The 15,148-nt window shown below is 52.7% G+C and carries 17 protein-coding genes and 1 pseudogene; 10 read left to right on the forward strand and 8 right to left on the reverse strand.

From position 1 onward, the window contains the following. Positions 1 to 244: 244 nt before the first annotated feature. Positions 245 to 1,051 carry a cytochrome C assembly family protein gene (locus RDY34_RS03280; protein WP_308073316.1) on the reverse strand — a complete coding sequence of 269 codons (807 nt, stop codon included), beginning with the start codon at positions 1,049 to 1,051 and terminating at the stop codon, positions 245 to 247. A gap of 219 nt (positions 1,052 to 1,270) precedes the next feature. On the opposite strand from RDY34_RS03280, the gene ffh reads away from it, so the two are divergent. From ffh to RDY34_RS03295, 3 genes are read left to right on the forward strand one after another with little or no spacing between them, the layout of a single operon-like run. Then, positions 1,271 to 2,641, forward strand: coding sequence for a signal recognition particle protein (gene ffh / locus RDY34_RS03285; protein ID WP_308073317.1), 1,371 nt, complete (start codon positions 1,271 to 1,273; stop codon positions 2,639 to 2,641). Between the two features lie 13 nt (positions 2,642 to 2,654). Continuing rightward, positions 2,655 to 2,882, forward strand: a complete 228-nt coding sequence (locus RDY34_RS03290; RefSeq protein WP_308073318.1) for a hypothetical protein — start codon at positions 2,655 to 2,657, stop codon at positions 2,880 to 2,882. Between the two features lie 17 nt (positions 2,883 to 2,899). Beyond that, entirely contained in the window at positions 2,900 to 3,355 is a 456-nt protein-coding gene (locus tag RDY34_RS03295) for a four-helix bundle copper-binding protein (RefSeq protein ID WP_003753594.1), read from the forward strand. 54 nt (positions 3,356 to 3,409) lie between these two features. Here the strand turns inward: RDY34_RS03295 and RDY34_RS03300 are convergent, their stop codons facing one another. Together RDY34_RS03300 and RDY34_RS03305 are read right to left on the reverse strand one after the other, a co-directional pair. Further along, positions 3,410 to 4,015 carry a nitroreductase family protein gene (locus tag RDY34_RS03300; protein WP_308073320.1) on the reverse strand — a complete coding sequence of 202 codons (606 nt, stop codon included), beginning with the start codon at positions 4,013 to 4,015 and terminating at the stop codon, positions 3,410 to 3,412. Between the two features lie 49 nt (positions 4,016 to 4,064). Continuing rightward, complete coding sequence (locus tag RDY34_RS03305; RefSeq protein ID WP_304666951.1) at positions 4,065 to 4,463, reverse strand: DoxX family protein; 399 nt, start codon at positions 4,461 to 4,463, stop codon at positions 4,065 to 4,067. Between the two features lie 107 nt (positions 4,464 to 4,570). Between RDY34_RS03305 and RDY34_RS03310 the strand changes: the two genes are divergently transcribed. Next, positions 4,571 to 5,482, forward strand: coding sequence for a LysR family transcriptional regulator (locus RDY34_RS03310; RefSeq protein WP_308074424.1), 912 nt, complete (start codon positions 4,571 to 4,573; stop codon positions 5,480 to 5,482). Beyond that, on the forward strand, positions 5,472 to 6,773 hold the full coding sequence (locus RDY34_RS03315) for an FAD-binding domain-containing protein (RefSeq protein ID WP_308074425.1): 1,302 nt from the start codon (positions 5,472 to 5,474) through the stop codon (positions 6,771 to 6,773). The genes RDY34_RS03310 and RDY34_RS03315 overlap by 11 nt, the downstream gene beginning before the upstream one ends. 115 nt (positions 6,774 to 6,888) lie before the next feature. Here the strand turns inward: RDY34_RS03315 and RDY34_RS03320 are convergent, their stop codons facing one another. The 3 genes from RDY34_RS03320 to RDY34_RS03330 all read right to left on the reverse strand — a co-directional run bounded on the left by RDY34_RS03320 (position 6,889) and on the right by RDY34_RS03330 (position 8,062). Continuing rightward, a complete protein-coding gene (locus RDY34_RS03320) occupies positions 6,889 to 7,101 on the reverse strand; it encodes a hypothetical protein (RefSeq protein WP_025458308.1) in 213 nt (70 codons plus the stop codon). A 156-nt stretch (positions 7,102 to 7,257) separates the two neighbouring features. Next, positions 7,258 to 7,446, reverse strand: a complete 189-nt coding sequence (locus RDY34_RS03325; RefSeq protein WP_249228494.1) for a hypothetical protein — start codon at positions 7,444 to 7,446, stop codon at positions 7,258 to 7,260. A 211-nt stretch (positions 7,447 to 7,657) separates the two neighbouring features. Continuing rightward, entirely contained in the window at positions 7,658 to 8,062 is a 405-nt protein-coding gene (locus RDY34_RS03330; RefSeq protein ID WP_025458307.1) for a helix-turn-helix domain-containing protein, read from the reverse strand. 125 nt (positions 8,063 to 8,187) lie between these two features. Here RDY34_RS03330 and RDY34_RS03335 point away from each other — a divergent pair, with 125 nt between their 5' ends. The 3 genes and pseudogenes from RDY34_RS03335 to RDY34_RS03345 all read left to right on the forward strand — a co-directional run. Next, complete coding sequence (locus RDY34_RS03335; protein ID WP_003708220.1) at positions 8,188 to 8,787, forward strand: hypothetical protein; 600 nt, start codon at positions 8,188 to 8,190, stop codon at positions 8,785 to 8,787. Positions 8,788 to 8,795: 8 nt separating this feature from the next. After that, positions 8,796 to 9,527 carry a hypothetical protein gene (locus tag RDY34_RS03340; protein ID WP_003708219.1) on the forward strand — a complete coding sequence of 244 codons (732 nt, stop codon included), beginning with the start codon at positions 8,796 to 8,798 and terminating at the stop codon, positions 9,525 to 9,527. A gap of 135 nt (positions 9,528 to 9,662) precedes the next feature. After that, positions 9,663 to 9,833: pseudogene (locus tag RDY34_RS03345) on the forward strand (IS5/IS1182 family transposase); the annotation flags it as partial. Between the two features lie 82 nt (positions 9,834 to 9,915). Here the strand turns inward: RDY34_RS03345 and RDY34_RS03350 are convergent. Continuing rightward, positions 9,916 to 10,086 (reverse strand): hypothetical protein, encoded by a 171-nt coding sequence (locus RDY34_RS03350; RefSeq protein ID WP_308074426.1) that lies wholly within the window; start codon positions 10,084 to 10,086, stop codon positions 9,916 to 9,918. A gap of 156 nt (positions 10,087 to 10,242) precedes the next feature. On the opposite strand from RDY34_RS03350, the gene dinG reads away from it, so the two are divergent. Beyond that, positions 10,243 to 12,393, forward strand: coding sequence for an ATP-dependent DNA helicase DinG (dinG, locus tag RDY34_RS03355; protein ID WP_308184460.1), 2,151 nt, complete (start codon positions 10,243 to 10,245; stop codon positions 12,391 to 12,393). 35 nt (positions 12,394 to 12,428) lie between these two features. Further along, positions 12,429 to 13,043, forward strand: coding sequence for a tellurite resistance TerB family protein (locus RDY34_RS03360; RefSeq protein ID WP_308184461.1), 615 nt, complete (start codon positions 12,429 to 12,431; stop codon positions 13,041 to 13,043). Between the two features lie 229 nt (positions 13,044 to 13,272). On the opposite strand, the gene RDY34_RS03365 is transcribed toward RDY34_RS03360, so the two are convergent. Then, complete coding sequence (locus RDY34_RS03365) at positions 13,273 to 15,141, reverse strand: acyltransferase family protein (protein WP_308184462.1); 1,869 nt, start codon at positions 15,139 to 15,141, stop codon at positions 13,273 to 13,275. Positions 15,142 to 15,148 lie beyond the last annotated feature (7 nt).

Here is a 15,148-nt window from a genome sequence, read left to right on the forward strand (position 1 = left end):
GCTTTATCACCGCCGCTTCGTCAGTGGCGAAGAACCGAACTATACGCTTGAAGACGTATACGGTCAATACCTCATCTTGCTTTTTTTAATTATTTTCTCCATCTCGCTGTCTGATAAGGTTTTTTATTTCTGCCAAATGCTGCACCACCCCCAATAATCCCTTCCTCCCCCTCCTCTGACTGGTGCGCCTTTGTGAATATGCCGTCTGAAACTTGGGGCTTCAGACGGCATCTGTTGGCTCTTCTTATCTTTTCAGAATGATTTCCAATACGAACTTGCTGCCCATATAGGCAATCATAAGGCTGACAAATCCGATGATGGTCCACACGGCGGCTTTTTTGCCGCGCCATGCGGTCATGCTGTGCTTGAGCAGCAGTCCGCCGTAAATCAGCCATGACAATATGCCGAATACGGTTTTATGGGTAAAGGTCATGGGTTTGCCGAATACGGCTTCGGCGAAGAATGTGCCGCTGACGACGGAATAGGTCAGCAGGATGAAACCTGCCCACATGGCCTGGAACATGAGTTTTTCCAAACTGAGCAGCGACGGCAGGAATCCTGCGAGCTTGGAGAAGCTCCTGCGGTGCAGACTCCGATTCAGCAGCAGGGTCAAAACGGACAATAATGTTGCTATGCCGAACAGCCCGTATGCGAGCAGCGAAGTTCCGATATGCAGCATAAAGGGAAGGTCAGTAATTTCATATCCCGAGAATTTTCCAGGAAAAACCAAACCTGACAGCAGCATCAGTGCGGCGCAAGGATACAGCAGCAACTGCACTCCGCGCAGCGAATAAAAGAAGCTGCCGGCAAAATAAATAAACAGCATCATCCAAACAATCAGGCTGCCGGAATACCCGAAGCCCATAATGATGATTTTGTCTTGAATGACCGGCATAAGCAGTGCCGTGCCGTGGACGGTCAATGCCGCGCCCAAAACCGGCAATTCCGTCTTCCACGGGTAATCCCGGCCGCGCCCCTGCTGTTGGCAGTGCCATGCAAATGCACCCAATCCTGCGTAAACCGCCGTCAAAAAGATGAAAACTGTCGGCATGGTGGACTTTCTCTATCTATACTGTTGCGCCGTATGCGGCCGCTTATGAAATATTGGAACTTTTAACGTTGGAATTGTAAAATCCCCGTTTCGGGCAAGCCTTGACGGATTTGCCGATATGCTGTCCGGCACACAAGCCGCATCAAATTATTTTGATTTTATTTTAACAAAGAATGCCCCTGATGGGGCAAGCTATTCTTATTCAGACCAAGGACCAGTATGTTAGACAATTTAACCGGCCGCTTCAGCAATGTCTTCAAAAACATCCGGGGGCAGGCCAAACTGACCGAAGACAATATTAAAGAGGCCTTGCGCGAAGTCCGCCTCGCCCTGCTTGAGGCGGATGTCGCCCTGCCTGTCGTCAAAGAGTTCGTCAACAACGTCAAAGAAAAGGCCCTCGGTCAGGAAGTGGTGGACAGCCTGACGCCGGATCAGGCATTTATCGGCGTGGTCAACCAAGCCTTGACCGAACTGATGGGCAGGGAAAACAAAACGCTGGATTTGTCGGTTGCGCCGCCCGCCGTCGTGTTGATGGCAGGTTTGCAGGGCGCGGGCAAGACGACGACCGTCGGCAAACTCGCCCGCCTGCTGAAAAACGATCAGAAGAAAAAAGTTTTGGTGGTATCCGCCGACGTTTACCGCCCTGCCGCGATTGAACAGCTGCGTCTGTTGGCCGAACAGGTCGGCGTGGATTTTTTCCCGTCCGATACCAACCAAAAACCGGTTGAGATTGCAACTGCCGCCGTCGATTACGCCAAAAAACATTTTTACGATGTCTTGATGGTCGATACCGCCGGTCGTTTGGCAATCGATGAAGAGATGATGAACGAAATCAAAGCGCTTCATGCGGCGGTCAATCCGGTTGAAACCTTGTTCGTTATTGATGCCATGTTGGGTCAGGATGCGGTGAACACTGCTCAGGCATTTAATGAAGCTCTGCCGCTGACCGGTGTCGTATTGACCAAGATGGACGGCGACTCGCGCGGCGGTGCGGCATTGTCCGTACGCCATGTAACCGGCAAACCGATTAAATTTATCGGCGTCGGCGAAAAAATCAACGGCCTCGAACCTTTCCACCCCGACCGTCTTGCCAGCCGCATCCTCGGCATGGGCGACGTATTGACCCTGATTGAAGACGTTCAAAAAGGTATTGATGAAGAAGCCGCCGCCAAAATGGCGAAAAAGCTACAAAAAGGCAAAGGCTTCGACCTCAATGACTTTAAAGAACAAATCCAGCAGATGCGCAATATGGGCGGCTTGGAAAACCTGATGTCAAAAATGCCGGGCGAACTGGGTCAAATCTCGAAACAAATCCCCGAAGGCACGGCTGAAAAAGCGATGGGCAAAGTGGAAGCCATCATCAACTCGATGACCCCCAAAGAACGCGCCAACCCCGCCCTGCTCAAAGCCAGCCGCAAACGCCGTATTGCAATGGGTGCGGGCACGACGGTACAGGAAGTGAACAAATTGCTCAAACAGTTTGAACAAATGCAGCAGATGATGAAGATGTTCAGCGGGAAAGGCTTGGGCAACCTGATGCGTATGGCGAAAGGAATGAGGGGGATGAAAGGGATGTTCCCGGGTTTGTAAGGTTTGAAAACAGATGCCGTCTGAACCGATTTTCAGACGGCATTTTGTCTGCTACCATATCCGCGCGCCATCTTGCATCATTTTGAAACAGGGCGGCGCGCCTTTTCTTAAATTTCCGAATAGCCGAACCTGCCTGTCCGTGCGACAATCCCGCACCGGCAAAATCAGCCGGTTGTTCAAAAAAGCCCCATGGTCGGGGCAGTATGCGGGGGAGTGCCTTGTGCCTGCCCCACTTTCTTAAACCATAAAGGAAACATTATGAACCGTCGTCAATTTTTGGGCAGTGCCGCTGCCGTCTCCCTGGCTTCCGCCGCCTCTTTCGCGCGTGCGCACAGCCATGCCGATCACCATCATCATCACGATATGCAACCTGCCGCCGCATCCGCCTACACCGCCGTCCGCCAGACTGCAGCACACTGCATAGATGCCGGACAGGTTTGCCTGACACACTGCCTGTCCCTGCTTACCCAGGGCGATACGTCTATGGCCGATTGCGCGGTTGCCGTGCGCCAAATGCTTGCCCTATGCGGTGCGTTGCACGACCTTGCTGCACAAAATGCCCCTCTGACACGCGACGCGGCAAAAGTGTGCCTCGATGCATGCAAACAATGTTCCAAAGCCTGTAAAGAACATGCTGCCCACCATGCGGAATGCAAAGCATGTTACGAGTCCTGCCTTGACTGTATCAAAGAATGCGAAAAACTCGTTGCCTGATACTGAAAAATGCCGTCTGAATCCTTTTCAGACGGCATTTTTTTGACTGCTAAATTATGCGCCGAACACTTTCAAACGTTCTGCAACAGGTTCAAAGGCCTTTTCACCTGCCGCCCCTTCAATACCGCCGATAACCATTTGTGCGCGCAACAACCAGTTTTCGGGGATATTCCACGCTTTGGCAATCGCCGCATCGGGCAAGGGGTTGTAATGTTGCAGGTTTGCACCTACGCCGACCGCGGCAAGTGTCGTCCAGACGGCATACTGTACCATAGCGTTCGCCTGGTCCGCCCAAACGGGAAAGTTGGCGGCATAAGCAGGGAACTGCTCCTGCAAACCTTTGACAACATTTTGATCTTCATAAAACAAAATAGTTGCCGCACCCGCCTTAAACAGGTTCAATTTTTGTGCGGTCGGTTCAAAACTGTCGGCAGGCACGACGGCACGCAGCGCGTCTTCGACAAATTGCCACACCTTATCATGCTCTTCGCCAAACAGCACGACCACACGGGCAGATTGGGAATTGAACGAAGAAGGTGTGTGCAAAATAGCATGTTCGACGATTTGGACAACTTCATCTTTGCCGACGGGCAGATTTTTATTTAACGAATAAATGGAACGGCGGCTTTCCGCAGCCTGTTGCAGGGATTGACGGGTCATTTCTTTTCCTTTCAAAAATATTCGCAAAATACGCTTCAGACGGCATAGTTCAGGCTTTACGCTTGAAAAACAGCCTGTCCAGCGACCACGCGCCGCCGCCCGCCGCCGCGATATAGAGGAATACGAAGCAGAACAGCACTGCAGACTCACCGCCGTTGGCAATCGGGAACAAAGCATTTCCGGAAGCGTGCGCCATAAAATAGGCAACCGCCATCTGGCCGGACAAAACAAACGCGGCAGGGCGCGCAAACAGGCCCAACACCAGCAAAATGCCGCCGACAATTTCTAAAATACCGGCAACCAGCATCAACCCTTCGGGCGAACCGCTGCCCATTTCAATGGGAAAGGCGAAGAATTTTGACGTACCGTGCAACAAAAACAGGTAGGCGGTTACGATACGCAAAACAGAAAGCAGAACAGGTTGGATACGGTTGCAGCAATTAGACATAAAAGCTCCTTCGATATTTGTCTTCATTTCAGGCGGCAGAGTATAGATGTTTCCCCTTTTCAAATATATACTGCTTTTATTGATACAACTTTTCCACACAAGAAAATATGGACACCCTGTTCAGCCTCAAAGTTTTCCGCCAAGTCGTCCAAAGCGGCGGCTTCACCCGCGCCGCCGACGCGCTCGGCATCTCCACCGCAATGGCAAGCAAACACGTCAGCCACTTGGAAAACACCGTCCAAGCCAAACTCCTGCACCGCAACAGCCGCAACCTCAGCCTGACCGAAGCCGGAGAAGAATACTACCGGCAATGCAGTTACGCGCTAGACACGCTCGACGATGCCGCGCAAAAAGCCGCCGGAGGGACGGAAAAACCGCAGGGGCTGCTGCGCGTAACGATGCCGCTGTGGTTTGCCGGCAGCCTGATATGCAACTGGCTGGCGGAATACCGCGAACGTTATCCCGAAGTAACATTAGAACTGATTTTGGACAACCGCCACGTCGATTTGATTGCTGAAGGCGTGGATTTGGCGTTGCGCGTTTCCCAAACCCTGTCCCCGTCGCTGATTGCGCGCCCGCTGGCGGAAATCGAATTTGCCCTACTTGCCTCGCCCGATTTCCTGATACGCAACGGCGTACCGAAAACGCCGGAAGAAGTAACGAGACTGCCCGCCGTCCTGCCGACCTACACCAATCAGCAGAAACTCGACATCACCCGCAAATCGGACGGCAAGAAATACCGGCTTGAACTGACCCCCGTCATCCGTACCGACAATACGCTGATGATGCGCGAAATGATTAAGGCGGGCGCGTGCATCGGTTATCAGCCGCTTTGGGCGGCAGAACACGATTTGCGTTGCGGTACGCTGGTGCGCCTGCTGCCCGAATATACCGTCCCGACCGACCGCCTGAACGCCGTTTATGCGGACAGGGCATTCTTAAGCGCGAAAGTCCGCAGCTTCATCGATTTTCTGAACGAAAAAATCGCCAGCAGGAAAGGCTGCCGAAATGCCGTCTGAAACCGCCCGCCCCCTTTATGCGGACACGCGCGCCGCGCGCACGCTCGTCTGGTTCCGCCAAAACCTCCGCATCCGCGACAACGCCGCCTTATGCGCCGCCGTTGCCGAAGGTTTGCCCATTATCGGTATTTGGATTGACGATGCCGAAACAGACAACCCGCGCCGCGCCGCGTTCTACCGCCAATCCGCCGCCGAACTCGCCCAAGGGCTTGCAGGGCGCGGCATCCCGCTCTACACGGCTGCATCGTCATCCGGGCTGGTCCGATTTGCCGCCGGCTCCTCCGTCCGCACCGTCATCGCCGACGCATCCTGTACCTTTGCTGAAAAACTCGCCGACAACGCCCTTTGGCATGAGCTGGACAAACACGGTATCAGGCTAACCTTCGTCAACGACCGTTCCGTTTTCGACCAAACCGACCTGCCACCAGACAACGGCACGGCACACACCGATTTCAACCGCTACCGCAAAGCATGGCTCGACCGCTTTTCCAAGCACCCCCCCGCCGATTCGGACATATTCGCGACATACCGCCAACCGTTCCCCGAAAACCTTTCCGCCCCGCAACCTGCCGTGCTTTCAGACGGCATCTTCCTGCCGCGAAACGGCGGTGAAACGGCGGCTTGGCGGCAGTGGCGGCGGTTTCTCGAACAGGCGGATTCCTACTCCGTTTTAAAGGATTTCCCCTCACGCAAAAACACTTCGCTGATGGGCGCGTATTTGAGTGCCGGCTGTATCTCGCCGCGCCTGCTCGCGCGGGAAAGCCTCGAACGCCGTCTGAACGCGTGGGCGAACAACATCATCCGCCGCGATTTTTTCCTTCAACTTGCCTTGCAACACGCGGATAACGGCCCTTCAGACGGCAATCCGGAACACACCCTGCGCCTGACGCTTTGGCAGCAGGGCCAGACCGGCATTCCGATTATCGATGCCGCGATGCGCTGTTTGCACAAAACCGGCAGCCTCCACCCCGCCCTGAGACGCTTGAGCGCGGACTTTTTCTGCCACGTTTTAAACCTCCCCCGCCGCGAAGGCGAGATATGGTTTGCCCGGCAGCTGACCGATTTCGATGCGGCAATCAACCAAGGCAACTGGCGGCTTGCCGCCTCACGGCACACCTGCCCCGACATTGCCGCCGCCGCACACAAAACCGACCCCGACGGCACTTTTGTCAGACGGCACATCCCCGAGCTTGCCCACCTGCCGGCGGCAGTCATCCATACCCCGTGGCGCGCCGCCGGCAGCATCGACACCCACGGCTATCCCGCCCATCCTGTCGCCGGTATTCCCTAAGCGGTACGGCAACCCAAAACAAATGCCGTCTGAACTTCCGTTTCAGACGGCATTTTTATACGGACTACTCAATATCTTCCGTTTTTTTCACTTTCAATAATCAGATATGCCCAAATCACCGCCACCCAAGCTGACACCGTTCCCATCGCCAGCAAAAAATAGAAATCGATGACGAAGGACAAGTCAGCGACACCAGCGCGGCAAACGCCGTGACCATGCCGATAGCAAAGAGTTTTTCCGACAGCTTTTCCAAAGGCTTCGCCCACCGCACCGACACGGCAGGTCGTGCGGCGCGGGCTTGGCGGTTTTTCGTTTTGCGTTTGTTCACGGGCTGTCTCCGCTGTTTGAGGCCGTCTGAAAACCTTGGGATATGGTTTTCAGACGGCCTTTTGCTGTTTGCCTTACAGATACGGCAAATCAAACGCTTCGCCGTAGCTTTCGGCCAGAATGGTGTTGATGCGGGCGGCAAATTCAACGGCGAACATCACGACGCTGTCAGGACGGGCGGCCACGGAACGCTGTCCTGCAAAAATTCTTCCAACTCGAATTCCCACACCGATTCGCCCTCGGATTTCACCATTTCGGCAAATTCCTGCTCCGGCCACACGGGCAGGAAAGTTGCCCCACCATCGTCCACCCAGAAACGGCATTCGCCTTCGTCGTCGGCCAACACATACAGCGTTTCCGCCTCGGCGATGTTTTTCAGTGCGTGCAGGCAGCGTTTGTCGGCGGCGGGTTGAGGATGTTGTCTATGGCCTGTTGCGGGTAGCTCATGGTTTTCCTTTAAACGGTTTTACGCGTCAATGTTCTGCGCGATCAGGGCGTTGTTTTCGATGAAGGCGCGGCGGAGTTCGACTTCGTCGCCCATCAAAACCGCCGGTTTCCTATCCACGACCGATTGTTCTAATCAGTTCGTTCAAACTGTCAAGCTGCTGCTTTTGCCAAGTAATCAGTTTTTCTTTTTCCATCAATATAGCCTGCAAATAGCCGTTTTGCTGCTTCAACTTTTCGATTTCGATCACATACTGCTCCTGCGATGCGTAATAGTTGGCGGAGTTGGTGCTGTTTTCCATATTCAGAAACACCAGATTTTTCTCAACCGTGAGCAGATCCACCACGTCCATGCCCAACACATCGGCGATTTTTTCCAGCTTGTCCATCTGCAAACCCACCTCCCCGCGCTCGATTTTCGCATAGCCGTTGACCGACATCTGCAACTGCTCGGCCATGTTTTCCTGCGAGAAGTTTTTCAGCTCCCGGATTTTGCGGATTTTTTCGTGAACTTTCATCAATAACCTTCCTTCTGCGTGGGGCTAAGCAATATTGGTGGTGGGTGTTATGTAAATTGTTGTGAGTTTAACATAATACGCTTTGTACCTATATAGAAGATTTTTGCTTACAGGAGTTTATTTAAATGAATAAACTATTGCTTTTCTGCATGATTCCAGTGCTGGCTGCTTGTCAATCGGTACAGCCTTATGTTGATGCTTATCTGAATGACCTTAACCAAAAACTGCAACAGAATATTGAAGGGTTGCAGACTGAATCTGCTTCAAACACTGAGCCGAAAAACACTGAGCCGGAGATTGTAAAAGATGAAGCGAATGCTTTGCCAGAAAAGGTATCTCACAAAAAATCAGGTGGTTCGGCTGAGCTTAATCCGTCGGATATTGCGAAACTGATAGCCGACAACCGGCTGCCTAAAGCCAAAAGTATGTGGAAACTGCTTCCTGAGTGCCGCAAGCAATTTAGCTTGCAATATTCTCTTTTGGAGAAAGATGGTAGACCTGAGAGAAAAAATATATTAATGAATTGGTTATTGATTGCAGACGAACTACACAGGAGCAAACAAAATAACGGGTTGATAGATACATTTACAGCACAAAAATTGGAGAACGTTTGCAAGAAGACAAATGTTACTTTGGTTGACACGGCTGCAAAGCAATTTGGATTAAATCTAAGTCAGATAAGGAAAATGCAGAATCGTTCTGAGTTTATTGACGTTAAATTTTAGGAGTAAACATGGATATCAAACAAAACTATGACTGGCTGCGCGACTTTCACGGCTGCGACGGCGGCGACATCGGATCGCCCGAGAAACCGTCTGTGTGGGTATGCGGCATCGAATGGGGCGGCGGGCACACCGTTGAAAACCTGCGGCAGATTGCGGCAGAGCCGTACACGGGCGACACGGAGTTCGGTTATGGAGACTGGCAGGAATGCGTTGCCTATCCTTACAACATCAGCGTCTGCAAACTGTTGTGCGCCTTAAACGGCGGGCAGGTAGAGAATTACCGCCGCTTTGCCGAAGAAGTGCAGCCGTTTGTACACAAAGCGGATTCGGGCTATTTCAAAATGAACCTGTATCCGATTGCGTTTAAAAACACTGATGCCAGCCTTTGGCAGCAGGAGTTTTCCGAGATTACGGGTTTTGCCGACAAGCAGGAATACGTCAATTTCTGCAACAAATACCGCTTTGCCCAAATGAACCAATGGGCGGAACAATACCGCCCGCGCCTGATTATCGGATTCGGCACATCTTACGATAAGGAGTTTAACGTTGCGTTTTCAGACGGCCTTTCAGGTTTTCGTCAGGAAGAAATCGTCGGAAAAAAATTAAAATGGAAGCGCAATCAAAACGACACATTGCTGGCAGTATTGCCGTTCCCGAGCGGTTCTCACGGTTTGAACAGTAACGAATCTTTGCAGAAATTCGGCGAAAGACTGGCGGAGTTGCTGGTCGGCAGGGAGTAAAACAGCATTTAATAGTTGGGGCAGGTTTCACAGCAAGCATAGTTTGGGTTGCCAAAACCAACAGACAGCATGAGACCTTTGCAAAATCCCCCCGAAATCCCCTAAATTCCCACCAAGACATTTAGGGGATTTCTCATGAGCACCTTCTTCCGGCAAACCGCCCAAGCCATGATTGCCAAACACATCGACCGCTTCCCACTATTGAAGTTGGATCAGGTGATTGATTGGCAGCCGATCAAGCAGTACCTGAATAGCCAAAGAACCCGTTACCTTAGAGGCCATCGCAGCCGTCCCGCTTATCCTGTCGCCGGTATTCCCTAAGCGGCACGGCAACCTAAAACAAATGCCGTCTGAACTTCCGTTTCAGACGGCATTGTGTCCGAATGACTCAATATCTTCCGCTTTTCTCACTTTCAATAATCAGGTATGCCCAAATCACCGCCACCCAAGCCGACACCGTTCCCATCGCCAGCAAAAAATGCTGCCAATCCGTCATCGGCGGTACAGGGCAACGGCCGCATTCGATTTCCGCGCCGCCCAACAACCGGTACAGTAGCATATCCGCAATCCAAAGCAACAACGGGTATTTCAAACGCCGCAACCAAAAAACCAACCACGTCCGCACGATTCACCTCACCCCCCATTCCGACAACGATATTGTACCGCTTCCGTGCAATGTTAAAATAAGCCCACTTCTACCGCCGTACAAAATGCCATGCTCACCGATTTAGAAAAAAACGCCATCCGCGACCATTACCAAAATATCGGCAAAAACCTGCCCGGTTTCCGTCCGCGTGCTTCGCAGCGGGAAATGATTGCGGCGGTTGCCAACGCTTTTTCGCGGACGTTGACGCGCGAAGAAGGCGAAGAAGCACCCAAGCGCGAAGGCGAGAGCATTGCCGTAATCGAAGGCCCGACCGGCGTGGGCAAATCGCTTGCCTACCTGCTTGCGGGCGGCATCATGGCGCAAACACGTGGCAAGCGGCTGATTGTGAGCAGCGCGACGGTTGCCTTGCAGGAGCAGTTGGTAGACCGCGACCTGCCGTTTCTGGTCGAAAAAAGCGGTTTGGAACTGACCTTCGCGCTTGCCAAAGGGCGCGGCCGTTATCTTTGCCCTTACAAACTCTATCAACTGACGCAAAACAACGCCCAGCAAAACCTGCTTGGTTTTGAAACGCCGGAAGTGTTGTGGGACAGCAAACCCAAGCCCGAAGAATTGAAGCTGCTGCGCGACATCGCCGACGAATTTTCCGCCCGACGGTTCAACGGCGACCGCGACACTTGGCCGGAAAAAATCGATGACGCGATTTGGCTCAAAGTGACCAATGACCGCCACGGCTGCCTGAAAGCCGCCTGTCCCAACCGTCCGGAATGCCCGTTTTACCTGGCGCGCGATGTCTTGGAAACCGTCGATGTCGTCGTTGCCAACCATGACCTTCTGCTTGCCGACATCAGCATGGGCGGCGGCGTGATTCTGCCTGCGCCCGAAAACAGTTTCTATTGCATAGACGAAGCGCACCACCTGCCCAAAAAAGCCCTCAGCCGTTTTGCCGCCGAACATTCATGGAATATTGCCGTTTGGACGCTGGAAAAACTGCCGCAGCTTACCGGCAAAATTGCCGCGCTGACCGATAAAGCCGAACTTGCCAACCTTGCCGACGAAGCTGCCACATCCTTGCTCGACAGTCTGCACGAATGGCAGTTCCATTTGGCGGAAGAGCCGTCTTTAAGTCTGGGGTTGTCTGAAAACGACAGACGAACCAACAGCGAACCGACTTGGCTGTGGGAAGACGGCAAAATCCCCGAAGGCCTTGAAACTACGGTTTCCAATACGGCCATTGCTGCACGCAGTCTGCTCAAACACGTTGTCGGCTTGAACGATGCGCTTTCCGCCGCGCGACGCGAAAAAGAACAGGACGGCGCGCTCCTCGACCGCCTGACCGGCGAGTTCGGCCTTTTTATCGCCCGTATCGAACAAATCAGCGCAGTTTGGGATTTGCTCTCCACCGTCCCCCTCGAAGGCGAAGAGCCGCTGGCAAAATGGATAACCCGCCGCGCCGACGACAAAAACGACTACATTTTCAACGCCAGCCCCATCAGCAGCGCATCCCACCTTGCCAACAGCCTGTGGCGACGTGCGGCAGGCGCAGTGTTGACCTCCGCCACCCTGCAATCCTTGGGCAACTTTAACCTGATGCTGCGCCAAACCGGGCTGCAATGGCTGCCCGAAACTACCACCCTCGCCCTCAAAAGCCCCTTTGACTTTGAAAAACAGGGCGAACTCTACATCCCCCCTATATACGCCAGCCCCAAAGACCCCGAAGCCCACACCGCCGCCATCATCGAGTGGCTGCCCAAGCTTATTTCGCCCACCGAAGCCATCGGCACACTCGTCCTGTTTTCCTCGCGTAAACAAATGCAGGATGTCGCCCTGCGCCTGCCCGGAGACTACCTGCCGCTCTTGCTCGTACAAGGCGAATTACCCAAAGCCGTCCTCCTGCAAAAACACCACCAGGCCATAGAAGAAGGCAAAGCCAGCATCATCTTCGGACTCGACAGCTTTGCCGAAGGACTCGACCTGCCCGGCACCGCCTGCGTGCAAGTTATCATCGCCAAGCTCCCCTTCGCCATGCCCGACAACCCCATCGAAAAAACCCAAAACCGCTGGATAGAACAGCGCGGCGGCAACCCCTTCATCGAAATCACCGTCCCCGAAGCCGGCATCAAACTCATCCAGGCCGTCGGCCGCCTCATCCGCACCGAACAAGACTATGGCCGCGTAACCATCCTCGACAACCGCATCAAAACACAGCGGTACGGCCAACAATTATTAGCCGGCCTGCCACCGTTTAAAAGGATAGGGTAAACCTACCGCCCTTCCCGCAACAAAAAGGAAAAATCATGAACTTCACCCGACTGCTCAACCAAGTCTTAAGCACGGTTCAAAAAAAAGGCGGCACATTCTCCGACAGCCCGCTCAATTCATTCGGCGGAGGCGCGCTGGTTGCCGGTGTCGCCTCCATGCTACTGAACGGTAAAAACCGCAAAACCATCACCAAAATCGGTTCGACCGCCGCTTTGGGCTACCTCGCCTACCGGGGCTATCAGATGTGGCAGCAAAACAAAGGGCGGGCAACCGTAACACAAAGCGATTTCCAACCTGCCGGAGAAACTGAAGAAACATACAGCCGCACCGTATTGCGCACCATGATAGCCGCCGCCGCTTCAGACGGCATGATAGACGAAGCCGAACGCCGGACTATCGAACAGGAAAGCGGCACAGACCCCGAAACTGCCGCATGGCTTACCGCCGAATATCGCCTTCCCCCAAGCATCGAAGACATCGCCGCTGCTGTCGGCAACGATGAGGCGCTGGCGGCGGAAGCCTATCTGGCGGCAAGACTGGTATGTGCCGATTTGTCGCGGAAAGAAACCGTCTTCCTCGCCCGCCTGTCGCAGGCTTTGAAACTGGATGACAATCTGGTGAAGAGTTTGGAAAGGCAATTGGGAATTTGATGACACAGCCGGGGAGGGAAAATCATCAAAAACGGTTATTCCCGACCCCGGCCTCAAAACGGCAAAATATAGTGGATTAAATTCAAACCAGTACGGCGTTGCCTCGCCTTGCCGTACTATTTGTACTGTCTACGGCTTCGTTGCCTTGTCCTGATTTTTGTTAATCCACTATAAAAGCCACCGCCGCGAACGGCAAACGGCGGTATAGAATATCCGGCAACAAGGCAGGCTACTGCAATGCGCCGCCGTGGGAAGATTTAAGCAGGCGTTCGTGTTTGTGGAATTCCCGCCCCATATAATGAGAACCGAAATAGGTCAGGTGGTCTTGGTCGCTATAAAGATAATGGCCGTGTATTTCGACCGTGTTTTTAGGAAGGTATTTCTGTGCGTCCACCCAATGCACATTGGGGATATCTTTAACCAAATCAAAGACCACCTGATTGCTCTTTTCAATATTGCCCATGGCTTGAATAGGTTGGAGATATTGGTTTATAGCAAATCTTTTCAATTTTTCCTCCCTCAAGGGCGAACGGCTGATTGATGCATTATTTGCAAAAACATAGACGGGTTTGACGGCGGCTATCCTTTTGACGGTTTCCCTAAATCGGGCTGGGAACCCGGGTATCAGGAAGGATTGCGCTTCAAATCTCGGTACAGGCTGGCCGCCCATCCTCAAATCATAGAATTGGGCAATGAAAACGGCTTCGGCTTTTTCAACTTCATCCCGGTATTTTCGACACAACGGGTTGTCTGCCAGTGTCGTATCCACCCAAACCAAACACTCCGAATCGAGGGACAGGATTTTGGCTTTCCACCCTTCTCGGCTGCCGACATAATCCAGAAAACCCCGCAAGTGTCCGGCGTGCGAGTCGCCGAGGGTCAGGACGGTTTCCGGAAAATGATTTTTCGCAGCAAGGGGCGCGCCGGGCAACGGGCGGAGGTGTTCCTGTTTCAATATCCCCCTTGCGTACAGGTTGTAACCGACAAGTATCAGGGACGGGGCGAGATAGAGGCAGAAAAATGCCTTTTTAAAGGTCATCTTCCGTTTTCTAAGCGGCTGTTCAATTAAATAATAACTCAACAGGGAAAATCCGACCGTCAACGCGGCAACCGCCGATACGGCAGGCAATCCAAGCTGTTTGTCGCCTGTAATGTAATGGGCGAAGGAAATAAAAATCCAATGGTACAGGTATAGGGAATAAGAGATTTTGCCGACAAATACGATGGGGCTTGCCGACAGGATGCGGGTCGGAAGCGTCCCGTATTGCATACTCCGGATAAGCAGCACCGTCAGCAGGCAGGGAAGGAGCAGGGTCATTCCCGGGATAAACGGATTGTGTTTGTCAATCACGAACAGGCAGGCAAGCAATGCGCCGAAGCAGAGTGATGAAAGCAACTGCCGTTTTCCGTTTGCTGTTTGCTGTTTACCGTTTTCCGTTTGCCCATAAACCGCCAACAGCGAACCCACCAACAGCTCGGGAAACCTCAGTGTCGAAAGGTAATAAGTATTGGGTTGGTTGAGAATATCGGTATAAAACCCGCTTGGCAAAAACGATGAGGCAGTCAAAATCAGAAACAAGATGATGCTGATGTTACGCAGCACCCGTAGCGATTTTGTTTTTTTGTAACAGAATATCAGCAAAAGAGGATACAGGAGGTAATACTGTTCCTCTACTGCCAAAGACCAAATATGCAGTACGGGGTTCTCGTTGGCACTCAAATCGAAATACCCCTGCTGAAACCCCAGATAAATATTGGACAAGAAAACCGCAGAAAGCTCCACGGTTTTCCGCATTTGGTTGAAATCTTCGTAAAGGAAGATTTGAGAGGCAATCACCGAAGCCAGCGACACGGCCGCAATAAAAGCAGGATAAATCCGCTTAATCCTGCGGGTATAAAAATCCCGGAAAGAAAAAGAACCGTCCCGTATTTCGGCAAGAATGATGCCGGTAATGAGGAATCCCGAGATGACAAAGAAAATGTCCACCCCCAGGAATCCTCCGGGCAGCCAACGGTTATTCAGGTGGAAAATAATGACGGATAGCACGGCGACGGCCCGTAATCCGTCAATTTCAGGTCTGTATCGGACAGCTTGCATCAATATC

The sequence above is a fragment of the Neisseria polysaccharea genome, assembly GCF_963392925.1.
GTDB lineage: Bacteria > Pseudomonadota > Gammaproteobacteria > Burkholderiales > Neisseriaceae > Neisseria > Neisseria polysaccharea.